This window comes from Desulfosarcina alkanivorans (genome assembly GCF_009688945.1).
In the GTDB taxonomy this organism is placed as follows: domain Bacteria; phylum Desulfobacterota; class Desulfobacteria; order Desulfobacterales; family Desulfosarcinaceae; genus Desulfosarcina; species Desulfosarcina alkanivorans.
The window spans coordinates 5,586,052-5,604,373 of sequence record NZ_AP021874.1 but is presented as its reverse complement, the minus strand read 5'-3'; the positions used below and the strand labels follow the sequence as shown (position 1 = coordinate 5,604,373).

Below are 18,322 nucleotides of genomic sequence, written 5' to 3'. Positions count from 1 at the left end.
GTAAGAAGTTCGAAATCAAGGCTTGCGAATCCCGAGGAATGAGGCGTACCGATGGTACGTCGCAGTGACGAGGGATGACGCGTAACGCAGATATCGGACTTCTTACGAAGCCGTCTGAGTTATTTCCGGGTAACATGGGGGTCCAGTATATCCCTGAGGCCATCGCCGAAAAGGTTGAGCCCCAGTACGGTTACAAAAATGGCCACGCCCGGGAACACGGAGATCCACGGCGTCGTGAAAAACTGGTCCCGCGCCGTTGCCAGCATGCCCCCCCAGCTCGGGTTGGGCGGCTGGGTGCCCAGCCCCAGAAAGGACAGCGCGGCTTCCAGCAGGATGGCATAGGCCACGCCCAGGGTGGCGATCACGAGTATGGGACCGATGACATTGGGCAGGATCTGGGTAAACATGATTCGGATTTTGCTGTATCCCAGGGCCCGGGCGGCGATCACGTAATTCATGGACCGGGCCGCGAGCACCTGGGAGCGGGTGATCCGGCAGCTGTATGCCCAGTTGGTCAGCCCCAGTGCAATGAAAACATTGATGAACCCCGGGCCCAGGAGGGCCATGATGGCCAGGGCAAAAATCATCGGCGGGATGGACAGCATGATATTGGTCAGCCCCATGACCAGGTCGTCCCACCATTTGCCAAAAAAACCGGCGGTCATTCCCAATACGATGCCGATCAGCGTATTCACGAACTGGGTCACCAGCCCGATGCTCAGGGAAATTCTCGCCCCGTAGATGATCCGGGAAAGGATATCCCGGCCCTGGCTGTCTGTACCGCACCAGAAGCGACTGCTGGGCGGTTCCTCGGCGTTCATCAGATCGGCGTCATCGATGGGGTGATAGGGCGCAAGCAAGGGCGCAAATATGGCCATCATGCTGACCAGAACCACAATCGCCCCCCCCAGCAACAGGTTTTTTCGCCTGAACAGCTTTTTCAGCGTTTCTCTCATTCGTATTCTATCCGGGGATCGATGAACGCATACAGCAGGTCCACGCAAAGATTGACGACCAGAAAAACAAGGATGACCACCAGGATACACCCCTGGGTCACGGCGATATCGCGCTGGAAAATGGAATCCACCAGCAGGGAGCCGATGCCGGGCCAGGAAAACAGTTTTTCCACCACCACGGTCTGCCCGACCAGTGAACCGAACTGCAGCCCGGCCGTGGTCAGAATGAGCACCAGCGTATTGCGCAGCACATGCTTGCGGTTGACCCAGAGTTCCGAAAGCCCCTTGGCCCGGGCCGTGCGGATGTAGTCGGTGTTGAGCACTTCAACGACGGCCGCCCGGGTCGTTCTCGCCAGCAGGGCCATGTAACCGACGCCCAGGGTGAATGCGGGCAGCACCAGGTGCATGAAATCCCCGCCGCCGTAGCCGAAAGTGGGAAAAATCCGGACCGTGACCGATAGAAAATACATGAGCACCAGCCCCAGCCAGAACTGGGGAACGGAAACCCCGGATACCGCGCCCATCATGGAAAAAGTGTCCAGCCAGGTACCCTGCTTCAGGGCCGAATAGAACCCCAGGGGAATCCCCACGCATACGGCGATGATCAGCGAGGCGACGGCCAGCCTGAATGTGGGCCACAATCTCGCGGCCAGCAGGGTGTTGACCTTTTCGCCCCGCAGAAAAGAGACCCCCAGGTCGCCTCTGGCCATATCCCGGACATAGGTCAGGTAGCGGATATGCAGGGGTTTATCCAGCCCCCATTGCTTGTTCATCTTGTCGATGTACTGCTGATCCATGACCCGCCCCTTGTCCCCGGCCATCAGGGCCGCATTGCCCGGAAGCACGTTCAGCAGCACAAACATGATCAGGGAAATGACCAGGATCGTCGGGATGAACTGCAGCAATCTTCGAAGCGTATACGCTATCATGGATTACGGCTCGCCTGACAGGTGATGGACAGGTTGGGCTGAACGTCTCAACCCAACCTGTGCCGGTTTTATTTTTGGGTTGCCCTGGGGGAAGCGGCGTCTACCCAGATGCTGGTAAAATCCTGGAACATGTGCTCCACCGCCACGGGTTTGATTCCGTGAACCCAGGGCTGATGGGCGATAATGGCCTTGTTGTAGTTGAAGAACCACAGCGGTGCATCATCTTTGAAGATACCGTCGGCCGTTTTCAGCAGGCCGGCCTTTTTGGCCGGGTCGCGTTCTTTTCCGGCGGCGTCCAGCAGCCTGTCAAATTCCGGATTGTTGTATTCCACCAGGTTTCCGGCACTCCTGGGATTGCTGGACTTCCAGCGGTTCAGCGCCTGAAGGGGGTCGGGACCGGACTCCACCGACCAGATATAGGCATCGAAATCCGCCGTTTTGAAGACCTTTTCAGACAGGGCCGCCCCCTCCAGAAGCTGGGGTTTGACGGTCACGTTGATTTTTTTGAGAAAGGGAATCAGGGCCTCCACAACCGCCGCACCGAAGGATTTGTTGCTGGTGGCGATGCAGGTGAATTCAAAGCCCTGCTCATACCCGGCGTCCTTCATGAGCTGCTTGGCCTTTTCGACATCATAACCGTACCCCTTGGCGCCGGTGTCAAAGGCGGGAGAGGTGGTCGGCAGGAAGCTGACTGCCGGATAGGCCTTGTTCTTGATGAACTTTTTTATGATCAGGTCTTCGTTGATGGCATAATTGATGGCCTGGCGCACCCGTTTGTCGGCAAACGGTTTGAAATTGGTGTTGAAACCCATGTGGCGGGTGAACATTTCAGCGACTTCCACCATGTTCTGGGAGATTTCGGGGTCTTTCTGGTAGGCCGGATACTGGGCGGAGCCGACCAGAGTGGCATCCAGTTCCTTGGATCGGAACCCCACATCGCGGGCCGCGCCTTCGGGCATGATGTGGTAGACCAATTTGTCCAGGTAGGGTTTTTCATTTTCATAGTATCCAGGAAACTTGGTCATTTCCATGACGCTGCCCTTTTCCCATCGAACAAACTGAAACGGGCCGCACCCGATCGGATCCACGCCGAACCCCTCGCCTTTCTTCTCGACTTCTTCTTTGGGCAGGATGGCCGTGCAGGGATGGCAGAGGGGAAACCCCGGATCGATGGGATCATCCAGCGTGATTTCAACGGTGTAGTCGTCAATTTTTTGGATACCGGCGATGGTTTCGGCGGTTCCCGCCTCCATCTCCTTGGCGCCTTTGACAATACGGACATACCGGGCGCAGGGAGAGGCGGTTTCCTTGGCCATGATCCGGTTGAAACTCCAGATCACATCATCGGCGGTCAGGTTGCGGCCATTGTGAAATTTGACATTTTTTCGCAGCCGGTAGGTGTACACCAGGCCATCGTCGGAAACATCCACCGTTTCCGCCAATTCCGCAGCCGGCTGGTTGGTATCCGGATTCCAGCGGTAGAGTCCCCGGTTCATGTTGATCAACGCCAGATAGTCGTTGGTCCGGGCGGAAATATGGGGATCGAGATTGTGGAAATCGCCGCCGTAGGGGGCGATCCAGTTGAACGTCCCTCCCGCACGCTCGGCCATCGCGTTCCCGCCGATGCCGAAAACCAGGACCACTGTCAGGATCAGCATACCGATCTTCTTCATTTTTTCCTCCTCCGGGTTAGAATGTTGGGGGTGTATCCTTCGTGCCTGTTGATGCCTGATTTAATTTAAATCTCCTCGTTGTCGAGCATGGTCTGCTCGATCGCGGCCAGATGTTTTTCCATTGCCGTCCGGGCCTTTTCGGGATCCTTTTCCCGGAGGGCGGCGAGCAGGTCCTCATGTCCTCGAAGGGACAGCTTCTGCCGCGCAGCCGTCTGGGAAAACTCATCCCGGATAAAACGCAACACATCGCCAATCCGCTCGACGATATGAAAAAGGACCGAATTGCCCGTGGCCCGGGCCAGGGCGACATGAAATGCCTGATCATGGGTGCCGGCCAGAACCGGATCATCCAGGCTCTGCATCTGGTCACGAAGAATCTGTTCCAGGTGGCGGATGTCCGACGGCGTGGCATTAATGGCGGCGAGCCGCGCGATCTGAGGCTCGATCATCCGTCGGAACTGAAAAATCTCGGAAATTTTGCTTTTTTCCCGATGGACGGCAACCGCCAGGAATTGACTCAAGGGACAGGCCTCATCCAAAACCACGAACGTGCCGCTGCCGGCCCTGCTTTTCAACATCCCCTGCTGTTCCAGACGCCGTACGGCCTCCCGAACCGAGTGGCGGGACACGCCGAAAATAGCCGACAGCTCTCTTTCGGGTGGAAGGCGGTCACCATGCTTGAGATTTCCGGATTGAATCAGGTCCTGAATCTGGGCGACAATCTGCTCATGCAGTTTGGTGTGGGTCACGGGCCGAAGGCCCGCCGCTGCGCCCCGCGTTCCGTTTTTTTCCCTTTTTCGCGCCATGGTGAACCGGTCCCGGTTATCCTTTTTTCAAGACAACAAGCATGTTCAACCCCATGAAGGCCAGCAGTGCCATCACCTGCCAGGGTGCGCCGAATCTGGCGGCAAAGTAAAGCAGAAAGGGAATCACCAGCATCGCCGTCAGGGAAAACCCCTTGATTCTGTTCCGGTAGAACGCACCGATCGTTTTTTTTGATTTCATAGCCCCATCGCTGCCGCGGCCAGGGTGACCAGGCCGATCATGCCGGTGATCACCATACCATACCGGAGCGTCGCTTTCAGCACCGGTCCTTCCTTGCCGGCAAGGCCCACCGTAGAGCAGCCCACGATAATCTTGGCCGGTGCCACCATGCTGCCCAGCGCCCCCCCCGTAGTCTGGGCGGCAAGGATCAGGGCGGTGCTGATTCCGGCCAGGCCTGCGGTCTGCTGCTGCAGGACCCCGAAGACCACGTTGGAGTTGGTGTTGCTGCCGGTCATGAATGCACCCAGAAGTCCGATCCACGGTGCAAAAAACGGATAGAGGCCGCCGAACACGCGGCTGATTCCTTCGGCAAGAATACTGATCATGCCACAGTGATCCATGATCAGTGCGAAACAGACCATGCTGACGATACCCAGGCTGGTGGGCACACCGCTTTTGACTGTTCTGGAGAGGATCCGACGCATCGATTGCGGCCGGTAATACCCCTTGATGGAAAAAACCAGATAACTGGCCATGGCGGAATAGGTGAGCAGCGCCCCGCCATGGCCGAAAAGATTGATGCTTTTCCCGTTCTGGGCGGGGGTCACCCAGCCCGTCCGGGAGACAATCTCGGGAAAAACCATGGACAGCCTCACCTGTCCTAGAAAATTTCTTACCGGACCGACCAATTCACCTGCCGAGACGATCACGATCAGAATGATATATGCCGAGAACGCCCAGATGAAACTCATCTGAGCATGGGCGTCCGATGCGGCTGCCGCCCTGTAGGGCTTCAGTCGGGCCACCATCAGCGCCGCGCACATCCCCATCAGGCTGGCACCGAATCCGCCCAGGGTCCACATCCCGGACACCGCCAGCACGTACTGGGTGGCGGCCATGACCGTTCCGATGATCAGGATGGCGATGGCACTGTGGCGGACAAGCTTCCACCCGCCGAAAACATGGATGGCGAAAATGGCGCACAGATAGGCGGACAATCCAAGCAGCAGGGCGGACCAGGAGGCCAGAAAGGCGTCATCCAGTCCGGTCACCGCCATGAGCGCCTGAAAGGATGCACCCATCGATCCGAAGGTAACGGACCAGCTGTGGCCGATGGCAGGCGCGGCAACGGCAACCACGGGATTGAATCCGAGGCCGACGAGAAGGGGGGCCACCACGGCGATGGGCACCCCATAGCCGGCCACGCCTTGAAGAAAGGAACCGAACACCCATCCGAAAATGAGCAGCTGGATGGCCTTGTCACCGCTGAATCGCTCGATCCCGATACCGATGGCCTCGATGGCGCCGGTGTCATTGACCACATGATACAATAACAGGGCCGCCCAGATGATGTATAGCACATTCAGGGAGAGCAGGACGCCCTTCATCTGCGAATAGGCAATCAGTTCGGGGTGGGCGCCGAAAGACAGGACCGCCGCGATCAGCGCCGTGAACCACCCGGCGGCCCCGGCCCGTCCGCCCCCCCAGTTCCGGAAAACCATGAGGAACAAAACCATGGCGATGGGAGAAAACGCCAATATCCATTTAACGGGGAACCAGTGTGTCATCGGAAGCATCAATCTAACGGTTAAATAGATGGACCAATTATAATTGGTTGAACCAATTACTGTTTTTTGACGGTTTTGTCAATCCATTTGGCCGGGTGCCGCTGTTTTTCCCGCTGAACCGGTCGATCGGGGCTTCACCGACCACGCCGGATCCGCAGGGACGCCGGCCATCCTGACCCGCTCGCCGCCTGAACAAATAGGCCTTTAAAACCCTTGCTTCAGCCTTAAATCTTTTGTATCACCCCTTTCAAACGTTGTTTCTTGATTGAATCCATTATTAAAGGAGCCGTACCCAATGAGCACGGGCACCCCGAAAAAGAAGCCGACCCTTGACGATCTTTGCATCAATACCATCCGCACCCTGTCCATGGATGCGGTGCAAAAAGCCAACTCCGGCCACCCGGGGGCGCCCATGGGACTGGCTCCGGCCGGCTACGTACTCTGGACGCGGGTGTTGAAGCACAATCCGCAGAACCCGGACTGGCCGGACCGCGACCGGTTCGTACTCTCCGGCGGCCATGCCTCCATGTTGCTATACAGCCTGTTGCACCTGACCGGATACAACCTGAGTATGGAGGAACTCCAGAATTTCCGGCAATGGGGCAGCAAGACCCCAGGCCATCCCGAATACGGCCACACCCCCGGCGTCGAGACCACCACCGGCCCCCTGGGCCAGGGTTTTGCCAACGCCGTCGGCATGGCCATGGCCGAACGGCACCTGGCGGCCAATTTCAACCGGCCCGGCCATGACATCGTGGACCACCACACCTTCGTGATGTGCGGCGACGGGGACCTGATGGAAGGGGTGAGCGCCGAAGCGGCCTCCCTGGCCGGCCATCTGGGGTTGTCCAAACTGATCTGCCTCTACGATGACAACGGCATTTCCATCGAAGGCGGAACCGGCATCGCCTTTACGGAGAATGTCGCCAAGCGGTTCGATGCCTACCGCTGGCAGACCATCAAGGTCAAAGACGGCAGCGACGCCGATGCCATCGAAGAAGCCATCCTGGCGGCCAAGGCCGAAACCAAAAAGCCCTCGATCATCATGCTCAAGACCCACATCGCCCACGGCAGCCCCAACAAACAGGGCACCGCCGATGCCCATGGCGCGCCGCTGGGTGAAGAAGAGATCAAACTGACCAAAGCCGCATTGGGCTGGAAAGAAAAGAAACCCTTTGCCATCCCGAAACGGGCCCTGACGGCTTTTCGCAAATGCGTCGCGGCGGGCGACAAAGCGGAAACCCGCTGGAAAAAAGCCTACCAGAAATATTCAAAAGCACACCCGGAACTGGCCGACGGCTGGGTCAATGCCCTGACCCGCTTCATGCCCAAGGGATGGGAGGCCAACCTGCCCCGGTTCAAACCGGAAGACGGTCCCCTGGCCACCCGTGCCGCCTCGGGCAAGGTGCTCAATGCGGCCGCGGCGGTTTTCCCCAGCCTGATGGGCGGCTCGGCCGATCTGGCACCCTCCAACAAAACCTTTATCGACGGCTGCCCGGAATTTCAGAAAAAGCAATACGACGGCCGCAACATCCGCTTCGGCGTCCGTGAGTTTGCCATGGGCGCCGTCATGAGCGGCATGTTTCTGCACGGTGGTGTCCGCCCTTACGGCGGCACCTTCCTGGTGTTTGCCGACTACATGCGCCCGGCCATCCGCCTGGCGGCCCTGATGAAACTGCCGGTTGTCTATGTGTTCACACACGACAGCGTGGCCGTGGGTGAGGACGGCCCCACCCACCAGCCCGTGGAACACCTGGCCGCTCTGCGGGCCATCCCGAACCTGGCCGTGATCCGCCCGGCCGACGCCACGGAAACCGCCGAAGCCTGGCGCAAAGCCATCGCCATGAATGACCGACCGGTGGCCCTGATTCTCAGCCGGCAGAAGCTGCCCATACTCGACGCCAAACAGACCGGATGCGGTGTGGAACACGGCGGGTATGTTCTTTCGGACTGTCCGGGCAAACCCAAAATCATCCTCATTGCCACGGGCGCCGAGGTTCACATCACCCTCGAGGCGCAGGCCATCCTGGCCGACAAAGGCATCGCCGCCCGCGTGGTGAACATGCCCTGCTGGGAAATATTTGAAGAGAAATCAACCGCCTTTAAAAACCGGATCCTCCCGCCGGCCATCAAACACCGCATTGCCGTTGAAGCCGGCATTTCCATGGGCTGGGAGCGTTACGTGGGCCCGGGCGGAAAAGTCATCGGAATCGAGGGGTTCGGAGCGTCGGCACCCGGAGGAACCGTCCTTGAAAAATACGGGTTTACGGCGAACCATATCGTCAACACGGCACTGGGGATGCTCAAAAAGTAGCCGCGGACCAATATGACGGCCATTCAGGGGCGCCCGAAAGGGCGCCCTTTTTTTATAAACGTTTCGACCGGAAATGCCGATAACAGAAACGGGTCCACCACCGGAGACCTGCCGCCCGGCGTTCGTAGAGGATGCGGCTGGAAACGACATAATTCTTGACAAACGCATTGTATTTTTTATATTTTTTTGACCTCGGCTCATTAGAACGGATAACCGTAACCGATGGAGGCTGCCTTGAAGAAATCAACTGCAGGTATATTGGCCGCACTGATGCTCATGGTGATGGTGCTGGCGGATCCCGCCATGGCCGGGACCCGTGACGATTGCATTACCAAATGCAAGGAAGCCGGAGAATTTATAAAAAAACAGGGCATCAATGCCGCCGTCAAGGAAATCGGAGACAAAAAAGGCCGGTTCGTATGGAACGACGGCGTCAGCTATGTCTTCCTGATGGACATGAAGGCCAGGATGCTGGCCCACCCCCACAAGCCGGAACTGACCAAGCCGGACACCCTGATCGAAGCGACGGACGTCGACGGCAAGGCCTTTTTCGTGGATTTCGTCAAGGCGGCCAAAAAAGGCAAGGGCTGGACCAAATATACGTGGCAGGTCCCCGGCATGGAGATCAACAAACCCAAGCACACGTTTATCTACCGTGTGCCGGATACGGACTACTTCGTGGGTGCCGGATTTTACGTGATGTCTCCGGGCGTATTTTATTGATCGGATAGACCAGCAGGAACCTTAAACCCTCAAAAAGCGGGCCTCAATTGGCCGGAGGCCCGGCCGACGTCTGTCAACGGGCGGTTGCGCAGCCCCGTCCCCGGCGTGTTCCCCGCCGGATGGTTGCGGGCGCATTGCACCATGGACCCGGACAGGAATTGCGCCGAGCAGCCCCCACCCATCGCAATATTTTTGATATCCTCTCCCATGGCGTTGAAACGGGCAGCGTCAAACCGGCAAAGTTTCGACCGGATAAACGCCTGGCCCTCCGGCCCCGCGTCCCGCATCCGCCGGAATAATTGAGCGCTGTCCGTCACCGGCCAGGCCATCAGAAAAGCGATCGTATCGGCCACCCGGCCCATCCGCCGGTCCAGGTCGGCCAGGTAAGCGGGGTTCATGAATCCCGAGGCGGACAACGTTTGTTTCATACAGGGCAGCAATGCCTCCTCCCTTACATGGGGCAGTGTTTTCCGGCTTAACCAGGCCACCGGGTTGTCCCTTCCGATGGCTGCAGCGAACTGCTGGCTGAGGCCGCGATGGCGGTCCTTGACCACCGGGCTCGACCATCCGCGCAGGTAGACATCGATTCGTCGGGGGTTGACCAGCAGATCTCCCGCGGCTTGAAATTCGCAGTTGTCCGCATAATCACCGGCCTGTTTGACCGCCAGCTCGGCAATCCGCGCCAGGCTGAGCCAGAAAACACGCAGGTCGCGGATTTCCATGTCCAAGAGTGTGTCCAACCGTTCAGCCAACGAGGCCTCGTTGGGAAGGCCCAGGGCGTCCCGGTTCAATGTCCGGTTGAAAGTGGTCCAGCAGTCTCCGAACACGGAGTGATGGCTGAAGCGGTGGATTTCCCGGGGTAAGGCTGTGGATGCCGGATGCACGATATCTCCTTCGGGTTGATGGTGGTTTTCAACTCATGAAAAAACGGTAAATCAGGCGGTGAACCAGTCCGCCGTATGGGGGATAAAAGAACCTGCCGCTGTTGAATCTGGATTTGCAGAGCACCCCTTTGGCTTTGGAAAAGGTGAGAAACCCTTCGTGGCCATGGTACTGGCCCATGCCCGAAGGGCCGATGCCGCCGAAGGGCATGTCATCCTGGGTGACATGCACCAGGGTGTCGTTGATCAGCGCCCCGCCCGAATGCGTGCAGGCGAGCACGTACTCGGCATTCCGCCTCTCGTGATCGAAAAGATAGAGTGCCAGCGGCCGGGGATGGCTGTTCACGTATGCCACCGCATCCTGGAGCGTATCGTAGGCGATCACCGGCAGCAGGGGCCCGAATATCTCCTCCTGCATCACGGCCATGTCGTCGTTCACCTCCAGCAGGAGCCGGACGGGCATCTTGCGAAGACCTGAGAAATCATCGCCGCCCGGATTCACCTCGACAACCCGGGCCCCCTTCTCCACTGCGTCGGCCAGCAGGCCTTCGAGTCGTTCATATTCTCTGTCGTTTACAATCCCGGTGTACTGGGGATTTTCCGCCATGGACGGGTACATGCGCCCCATGGCGGCGATGAACCGGGCCACGAATGCGTCCCGGGCCCCTCGTGGGCACAGGACGTAGTCCGGGGCCACACAGGTCTGGCCCATGTTGAACACCTTGCCGAAGGCGATGCGCCCGGCGGCATCGGCCACGGAAACGGCGGGTCCGATGATCGCCGGCGACTTGCCACCCAGTTCCAGGGTCACCGGCGTCAGGTTGTCCGCCGCCGCCCGCATGACATGCCTGCCCACCGCGGTGGAGCCGGTAAAGACCAGGTGGTCCCAGGGCAGTCGCGAGAAAACCGGACCCAGGCCGGGTTCGCCGCCCATGACGGCCACCTGGTCCTCGTCGAAGGCTTCTCCGATCAGGGCTTTGAGCACCTCGGCGGTCCGGGGGGTGAACGTGCTCATCTTGATCATGGCCCGGTTCCCCGCCGCCAGCACCCCCACCAGGGGCCCCAGGGCCAGGTAGACGGGATAGTTCCACGGCGCGATGATCCCGACGACACCCAGCGGCTGAAAAATCACCCGGGCCCTGGCCGGCAGGTAGAGCAGGCCGGGACGCCGGCGGGACGGCTTCATCCATCGGCGGATCCGTTTGACGGCATATCGGATTCCCTCCAGGGTGGGCAGGATTTCAGCCAGGTAGGATTCATCAGATGAGCGGCAGCCGAAATCCCGGTCGATGGCGGCAGCGATATCCGCCTTGAAGCGGATCAGGGCCTTTTCCAGCCGCTTGAGTCCGTGGATGCGCGCTTTCGCATCGGGCATCGGATGTCGCCGGAAGGCTGCCTGCTGGCGTTTAAAAATTCGATCGATCTCCGCTTCCGGCTTGGGTTCCAATGTTTTCAGTACGATCATCTCGCCCATGAACGCTCCTTGTCACGAGTCAGTTCTATTTCGATTCGCCTTGCAGGCTGCCGATTAAACGCCGTCAGATTTTTTCAATGCGCACGGCACAGGCCTTGTACTCGGCCGTCAAGGTCGCCGGATCGAAGGCCGCGTTGGTGAGCCAGTTGGCGTTGCCTTCACGAAAATGAAAGGCCATCCACACCAGGCCCGGCGGCACCTCGGAGGTCACCTTGGCCCTGACGGCCACTTCGCCGCGCCGGGACCGGATCCGGATCCGCTCACCGTCGGCAATGCCCAGTCGATCCGCATCGGCATGGGAGAGGTCGGCGGTCTCTTCGCCCAGAAGGTCGTTCAGCCCTTCGCAGCGGCCGGTCTGGGTCCGGGTGTGGTAATGGAAGAGACGTCGTCCGGTGCTGAGTACCAGGGGATAATCATCGTCGGGCACCTCGGCCGGCGGGGTCCATTCGGCCGGGGAAAACCGCCCACGCCCGCAGGTGAACCGGCCGCCGCGATGCAGGCATGGGGTACCCGGGTGGTCCACCGTGGGACAGGGCCACTGCAGTCCGTCGGCGTCAATGCGGTGGTATTTGATCCCGCCCATGCTGGGCGCCAGCATTGAGATTTCGTTGTCCCAGATCTCCTGGCCGCTGTTGGCGGACCAATCGTGTCCGAAACGACGGGCGATTTCCCTGAAAATCCACCAGTTGGGCATGGCCATACCCGGTGCCGGGCTGGCCGTCCTCACCCGGCTGACCCGGCGCTCGCTGTTGGTGAAGGTGCCTTCATTCTCGCTCCAGGCAGCCGCCGGCAGCACCACATGGGCAAAACGGGTGGTTTCGTTGTGAAAGATGTCCTGGACAACCAGGAATTCGGCCGATGCCAGTTCGTGCTCGGCCTTGTGGATGTCCGGTTCGGTATTGGCCAGGTTCTCACCGAAAATGTAAAAACCGCGGACCCTGCCGTCCGCCAGTCCGTTCATCATCTCGGGAATCATCAATCCCACATCCCGGGGCAGGTCGGTGGTCTGCCAGGCCGATTCGAACTTCTCACAGACACCCGCGTCGGTAACCGGCTGGTATCCTGGGTAGACATTGGGCAGGGCGCCCATATCGCAGGCCCCCTGCACGTTGTTCTGACCGCGCAGCGGGTTTACACCGCCGGTTTCCACGCCCATGTTGCCCAGCAGCATCTGCAGATTGGCGATGGACATGACGTTGTTTTTGCCGCAGGTGTGTTCGGTGATGCCCAGGGTGTAACAGACCATGGCCGGCTTCACCGAGGCCAGCAGGCGGGCCACCTCCCGGATGGTCCCGGCACCGATACCGCAGATGGGCGCCGCCCTTTCCGGCGGATAGGCCTGCACCGTTTTCCGGAGCTGCTCGAAACCCGTGGTGCAGGACGCCACAAAGGCTTTGTCGTAGAGGTCTTCTTCAATCAGCACGTGCATGATGGCATTGAGCAGGGCGATGTCGCTGCCCACCTTCAGAGGCAGGTGCAAGTCGGCAAAATCAACCAGCCGATGCCGCCGGGGATCCACCACAATCAGCCGGGCTCCGTTCAACACGGCATTTTTTACGAAGGTGGCCGCCACCGGGTGGGCTTCGGTCATATTGGAACCGATCACCAGGAACATCCTGGCCCTGGAAAACTCGGAAAAAGAGTTGGTCATCGCCCCCGATCCGAACGTGGCCGCCAGCCCGGCGACCGTCGGCGCATGTCATGTGCGGGCGCAATGGTCGATGTTGTTGGTCTTGAACACTCCCCGGAAAAGCTTTTGCATCTGGTAGGAATCTTCGTTGATGCTGCGGGCGCAGCTGACACCGGCCACGGCGTCGGGCCCGCTCTCTTCGATGATGGTCTTGAAGGTGTCCGCCACCAGGTCCAGGGCCTCGTCCCAGGATGCCCCGCGGAAATCGTCGCCCTCCCGGATCAACGGGGTCTTGAGGCGTTCATCGGAGTAAATGAAGTCGTAGCCGAAGCGCCCCTTGACGCACAGCCGGCCCTGGTTGGGGGACCCGTCTTCCACGCCGGTGACCTTGACGATGCGACCGTCCTGAACATGCAGCCACTGCTGGCAGCCGACACCACAGTATGGACAGGTCGTTCGGATCGTGCGGTTTTTCCAGGGACGCCAGACAAAGCGGGCTTTCTTTTCCACCAGGGCGCCGGTCGGGCAGGCCTGGATACATTCACCGCAGAACACGCATTGGGACTCTTTGAGCGGCACATCGGTACCGGCCACCACTTTGGCCGCTGCCCCCCGGTAGCCAAAACTGATGGCCCGGTTGACCTGGACCTCATTGCAGGCCTGAACGCACCGGCCGCAGAGAATGCAGCGGGAGAAATCACGGACGATGAGCGGATTGACGGTCTCCGTGGGGTACCGGGTGCCGGTCCGCGGATATTTCCCCCCCTCCACCTGATAATGGTAGGCCAGGTCCTGCAGGCGGCAGTCCCCCCAGGCCGGGCACAGGTCCTCGCCGCCATCGGAAGCGGCCGCCCGCATTTGAAAAGCGGACCACGCGTTTTCCCTCCCGGAACCGATGGCGCAGTTGTGGTTGCCCGAGGCAAGCAGCAGTGCCAGTGTTTCTCTCCTTGACGCCACCACCCGGGGAGATTCGGTATGCACCACCATGCCGTCTGCGGCAGGGGTGCTGCAGGCGGCCACGAGCGAACGGGCACCGTCAACCTCCACCACGCAGATACGGCAGGCCCCCGTGGGCGAGGCCTCCTTGAGATAACAGAGTGTCGGGATCCTAATCCGGTTGGTCTCGGCAACCTGTAAAATGGTCTGCCCCGGGTCAAACGGAAACCGGCTCCCGTTGATCGACATGCTTTCCTGGGCCATGAACGGCTCCTTTCCTGCCTGCGCGACGGGTAATGCCGCTGCTGCCGAAGCGACAGCCTCCGCCTGCGATGGTTGAGCGGACATGTAATGGGTTGATGCCGGTGGGCGTGGCACGAAACTTTATGTCACTAATGACATAACGTATGTTGCTATTCGATATTCACCCGATTGTCAATCGGTTTTAACCAAAGACGTTCCTTGAGAGGAATCGACGAACGCCTCATCGCCATGAAAGAGCGGTCGGCAGCGCCCGCATGAGAAGTATATATCTGTATTGACATAACGCAGCGGCTGCGATATCCAGCATGGAATTACCGGTCATGGGGTCCGGGAACACCTTGCAGACGGGAGGACAGATGATGGCGTCCACAGATTCAACATTCAGTGTTTGCGGCATGTGCACCGTGAGGTGCCCCATTGAGGTCGAAACCGAAAACGGAGAAATTCAATTTGTCCGTGGCAACCCCCACATGGGCGGCATCAACGGCGCCCTGTGCGCCCGCGGCGCCGCCGGCAAGGCGCTGATCAACGACAATGAACGCCTTCAGCGTCCCATGATCCGGGTCGGTGACCGCGGCCAGGGAAACTGGAAGCCCGTCAGCTGGGATGACGCCCTGGATCATGCGGCCGGCCGGCTCGAATCGACCATTGACACCCACGGCGGCAGGAGTGTTCTCTTCTCCGACCGCGGCGGTCCGTTCAGGGATCTGCACCAGGCTTTCGTCCGGGGGCTCGGTTCCCCCAACTGGTCCAACCACGACTCTTCATGTGCCCGCAACGTCCAGCATGCAGCCCTCTCCCTGTTCGGTTTCGGCCGAAAAGCGCTCTGCTATGATCTCAAAAATGCCCGGCATGTGGTGCTCCAGACCCGCAACATCTTCGAGGCCATCAATGTAAAGGAGGTCAACGACCTCATGGCCGCCATGGAAAAGGGGTGCAAACTGACGGTGGTCGATATCCGGGCCAATGTGTCGGCCACCAAAGCCCATAGATTCCTGATGATCCGGCCCGGGTCGGATTACGCATTGAACCTGGCGGTCATCCACACCCTTTTGAACCGCAATCTTTACGATGCCGCCTACGCCAGCAAGTGGATCAAGGACCTGGATGTGCTCGATCGGTTCGTCAAACCCTACACCCCCGAATGGGCGGAAACGGAAACCGGCATTCCTGCGGTGGAAATCGTCCGGTTCGCCCGGGACCTGGCCAAGGATGCCCCCGCGGTCATCTGGCACCCCGGATGGATGAACGCCCGATACAACGACTCCTTTTACATGTCCCGTACGATCTACATCATCAATGCCCTGCTGGGCGCCATCGGCGCCCGGGGCGGTCTGCCAATGGCCAACAAACCCGGCGATGTCGACCGCAAGGGACTGAAAAAGCTGACGGATCTGGTTCCCACCCCCAAAGAGAAGCGTGCCGACGGCACGGGCTGGCAGCTCGGCCACCTGGATAGCGGCCCCGGTCTGCTGCATCTGGGGTTCGATGCCATCGAAACCGAAACCCCCTACCCGGTCAAGGCGTACATTGCCTACCGCCATGATCCGCTCATGGGGTATCCGGACCCGGACCGGCTCAGGCAAAAATGGGCCGGTCTCGATTTTCTCATGTCCGTCAGCTTCACCTGGTCGGATACGGCCTGGTTCTCCGACCTGGTGCTGCCCCTGTCACCCTATCTGGAGCGCGAGTCCATACTGGCCTGCAAGAACGGGCTCAATCCCTATCTGTTCACCCGCCGCCGGGCAGTGGCCCCGCGATACGATACCCGCAGCGACTGGGAAATCATCTGCGGCCTGTCCAAACGGCTGGGCATCGATGCGCTGGCATTCGATTCCATCGAGGAGATCTGGAACTATCAACTGGACGGCACCGGCGTCAGCGTGGCCGACTTCGACGCCAGGGGGTTCATTCCTCTGGGCAAGGGTCCGCTGTACAGGCCGGAACCCGCATTCAAGACCCCGTCCGGGAAAGTGGAGATCATCTCGGAACGCTGGGAGTCCCGGGGGATACCGTCCCTCAAGCCTTATGCAGGCACCCACCCCCCGGAAGGCCAGTTCAGGCTGACATTCGGCCGCTGCGGGGTTCACACCCAGGGCCACACGGTCAACAACAGCCTGCTGTTCGAGCAGGTGTCCGAGAACACCCTGTGGATTCATGCCGGGGCCGGCGCGGCCATGGGCCTGTCCGATGGTGACATGGTGGAAGTCAGCGGCAACGGCAGCGGCGGGCGCATGCAGGCCAAACTGACCGACCTGATTCACCCCGAGGCGGTCTTCATGCTGCACGGGTTCGGACATCGCCTGCCCGTGGAAAGCCGGGCTTTCGGCAAGGGTGTGGCCGACCATGAACTGATGTGCGGCGGCCTGGACAAATGGGACCGGGGCGGCGGGGCCATGGTCATGCAGGAGCACTATGTCACCGTCTCCCCATGCTAGCGGCAGGTAAACAGGGCTGAGGATTCAGATGAAATGCCAATCGTCGGGCTGCAGCCGTCGGTTGGCATTTTTTTAAAGGTGTGAAAAAACGAATCACACCCGCTTTTGAGGATGGGCACACCACGCCCGGATGTCTCGATGTGCCCTCTTTTGGGTTATCAGCCGTGGGCGGTGAACGAATGGGCGCGATGCCGGATCATCTCCGCCACAATGCTGACGGCAATCTCTTCCGGGGTTTCGGCGCCGATGGACAGGCCGATGGGAGAATGCACCCGGTCGATGTCCGCCTCTGAAAAACCTTCCTCCAAAAGCGCCCCGTAAATGGCATTTCTCTTTCTCCGGCTGCCGATCATGCCGATGTACCCCGCATCGGTTCTCAAAGCCTGAGCCAGCACTGTTTTATCGTGAAGGTGCCCCCTGGTGAGAATCACGATAAAATCCTCGCGGCCGACGGAAAGACCTGAAATCGCGTCGTCGAAGTTCTCCAGCACCCGGATCTCATGGGCGTCTGAAAAACGCTCCCGGTTGGCATATTCCGCCCGGTCATCGGAGACCGAGACCCGGAATCCCGCCATGGCCGCCACGGCGGCAGTATACCGGGCCACGTGACCGGCACCGAAAAGATAGGTGCCGGGCACCCGCCGGGTCGGCTCCGCCAGCACGAAACCGGTCTCCAGGGCCAGCCATCGCGGCCCCGTTGAACCGGCGGCGGCGTTGAGCGCCATTTCCCCTTCCCCGCCGGACAGCGGAAAATCACCGATGATCTCGCCGGCGGCGGTCGCCACGCAATGGGCAACGGCCTCTATATTCTCCTGCGATCCCCGGACAACAGTGATGAGGCATCCGCCTGGTCGCTGGTCCAGCATCCGCCGCCATTGATCGAAAACCGTCCGGTTCAACTCCGTGGGCGATACGAAAGCCAGCAGCACATCCGCCTGCCCTCCGCAGATCATGTCCATGGTGGCAACATTGTTGTCGCTCAGGTCAAAGGGCATGAGGGCCGACTGCCCCTTCCCGATCAATTCCACGGCCCGGGACATGGCTCCGGCCTCCAGCAATCCGCCGCCGATGGTACCGATTCCACGGCCGGCGGCGGTGATGATCATCCGGCTGCCCGCGGTACGCGGTGTGGAACCGCTGTGACTGACTATGGTGGCCAGGATAAACGGTTCCTGCCTGTCCAGCAGTTCGCAGGCCGCTCGTGCAATGGTGTTCATGGATGCATGTTCCTTTCTCTTCGGTCACGAATCCGGCGTTTGCCGGTCCCTCTGGAAACCGATACCCGGCGATCCATTTGAATTTGATGGTCCATTCGCCCCAGAATCGGGCCCAGTGTTTTCAATACCGTTCTGCAGGGGCAGGGATCAAGCTTAAAGGCTGACCGGTCACCGGTGCGTTAGCGGATCAGGGAGATGCTGCCATGCAGACCACCGGCCCTTCCTGAATGCATGGGCGTTCAAAGTCACGAAAGCGTCATTGTTCCATGGCCAGGTTCGCGGACGAAAGAAATTTTTTGATGACGGGTTGACATTAAAGAATGAAACGGGTGTGA

At 59.8% G+C, this 18,322-nt stretch carries 13 protein-coding genes; 3 read left to right on the top strand and 10 right to left on the bottom strand.

Annotated features, from left to right (window positions below; translation table 11 throughout):
• Positions 1-119 precede the first annotated feature (119 nt).
• The 6 genes from DSCA_RS24430 to DSCA_RS24405 all read right to left on the bottom strand — a co-directional run bounded on the left by DSCA_RS24430 (position 120) and on the right by DSCA_RS24405 (position 6,110).
• Complete coding sequence (locus DSCA_RS24430) at positions 120-956, bottom strand: ABC transporter permease (protein WP_155318935.1); 837 nt, start codon at positions 954-956, stop codon at positions 120-122.
• Positions 953-1,885, bottom strand: coding sequence for an ABC transporter permease (locus DSCA_RS24425; RefSeq protein ID WP_155318934.1), 933 nt, complete (start codon positions 1,883-1,885; stop codon positions 953-955). The genes DSCA_RS24430 and DSCA_RS24425 overlap by 4 nt, the downstream gene beginning before the upstream one ends.
• Positions 1,886-1,953: 68 nt before the next feature.
• The gene (locus DSCA_RS24420) at positions 1,954-3,558 is read right to left on the bottom strand and encodes an ABC transporter substrate-binding protein (protein ID WP_155318933.1); all 1,605 of its coding nucleotides are present in this window, start codon (positions 3,556-3,558) and stop codon (positions 1,954-1,956) included.
• A gap of 65 nt (positions 3,559-3,623) precedes the next feature.
• Positions 3,624-4,364, bottom strand: coding sequence for a FadR/GntR family transcriptional regulator (locus DSCA_RS24415; RefSeq protein ID WP_155318932.1), 741 nt, complete (start codon positions 4,362-4,364; stop codon positions 3,624-3,626).
• 16 nt (positions 4,365-4,380) lie between these two features.
• Positions 4,381-4,563: a hypothetical protein gene (locus DSCA_RS24410; RefSeq protein ID WP_155318931.1), complete on the bottom strand. Its 183-nt coding sequence runs from the start codon at positions 4,561-4,563 to the stop codon at positions 4,381-4,383.
• Positions 4,560-6,110 (bottom strand): L-lactate permease, encoded by a 1,551-nt coding sequence (locus DSCA_RS24405; RefSeq protein WP_155318930.1) that lies wholly within the window; start codon positions 6,108-6,110, stop codon positions 4,560-4,562. The genes DSCA_RS24410 and DSCA_RS24405 overlap by 4 nt, the downstream gene beginning before the upstream one ends.
• Positions 6,111-6,405: 295 nt before the next feature.
• On the opposite strand from DSCA_RS24405, the gene tkt reads away from it, so the two are divergent.
• Both tkt and DSCA_RS24395 read left to right on the top strand, forming a co-directional pair.
• Positions 6,406-8,424 carry a transketolase gene (tkt, locus tag DSCA_RS24400; RefSeq protein WP_155318929.1) on the top strand — a complete coding sequence of 673 codons (2,019 nt, stop codon included), beginning with the start codon at positions 6,406-6,408 and terminating at the stop codon, positions 8,422-8,424.
• Positions 8,425-8,658: 234 nt separating this feature from the next.
• Positions 8,659-9,147 (top strand): cache domain-containing protein, encoded by a 489-nt coding sequence (locus DSCA_RS24395; protein WP_167527938.1) that lies wholly within the window; start codon positions 8,659-8,661, stop codon positions 9,145-9,147.
• A 29-nt stretch (positions 9,148-9,176) separates the two neighbouring features.
• Here the strand turns inward: DSCA_RS24395 and DSCA_RS24390 are convergent, their stop codons facing one another.
• The 3 genes from DSCA_RS24390 to fdhF form a co-directional block, all read right to left on the bottom strand.
• The gene (locus tag DSCA_RS24390; RefSeq protein WP_155318927.1) at positions 9,177-10,031 is read right to left on the bottom strand and encodes a hypothetical protein; all 855 of its coding nucleotides are present in this window, start codon (positions 10,029-10,031) and stop codon (positions 9,177-9,179) included.
• 28 nt (positions 10,032-10,059) lie between these two features.
• Positions 10,060-11,502, bottom strand: a complete 1,443-nt coding sequence (locus DSCA_RS24385; protein WP_197904658.1) for a coniferyl aldehyde dehydrogenase — start codon at positions 11,500-11,502, stop codon at positions 10,060-10,062.
• Between the two features lie 64 nt (positions 11,503-11,566).
• Entirely contained in the window at positions 11,567-14,332 is a 2,766-nt protein-coding gene (gene fdhF, locus DSCA_RS24380; RefSeq protein ID WP_155318926.1) for a formate dehydrogenase subunit alpha, read from the bottom strand.
• A 356-nt stretch (positions 14,333-14,688) separates the two neighbouring features.
• Between fdhF and DSCA_RS24375 the strand changes: the two genes are divergently transcribed.
• A complete protein-coding gene (locus DSCA_RS24375) occupies positions 14,689-16,770 on the top strand; it encodes a molybdopterin-dependent oxidoreductase (RefSeq protein ID WP_269434614.1) in 2,082 nt (693 codons plus the stop codon).
• Positions 16,771-16,928: 158 nt separating this feature from the next.
• On the opposite strand, the gene DSCA_RS24370 is transcribed toward DSCA_RS24375, so the two are convergent.
• Positions 16,929-17,987 (bottom strand): XdhC family aldehyde oxidoreductase maturation factor, encoded by a 1,059-nt coding sequence (locus DSCA_RS24370; protein ID WP_155318924.1) that lies wholly within the window; start codon positions 17,985-17,987, stop codon positions 16,929-16,931.
• Positions 17,988-18,322: the final 335 nt, after the last annotated feature.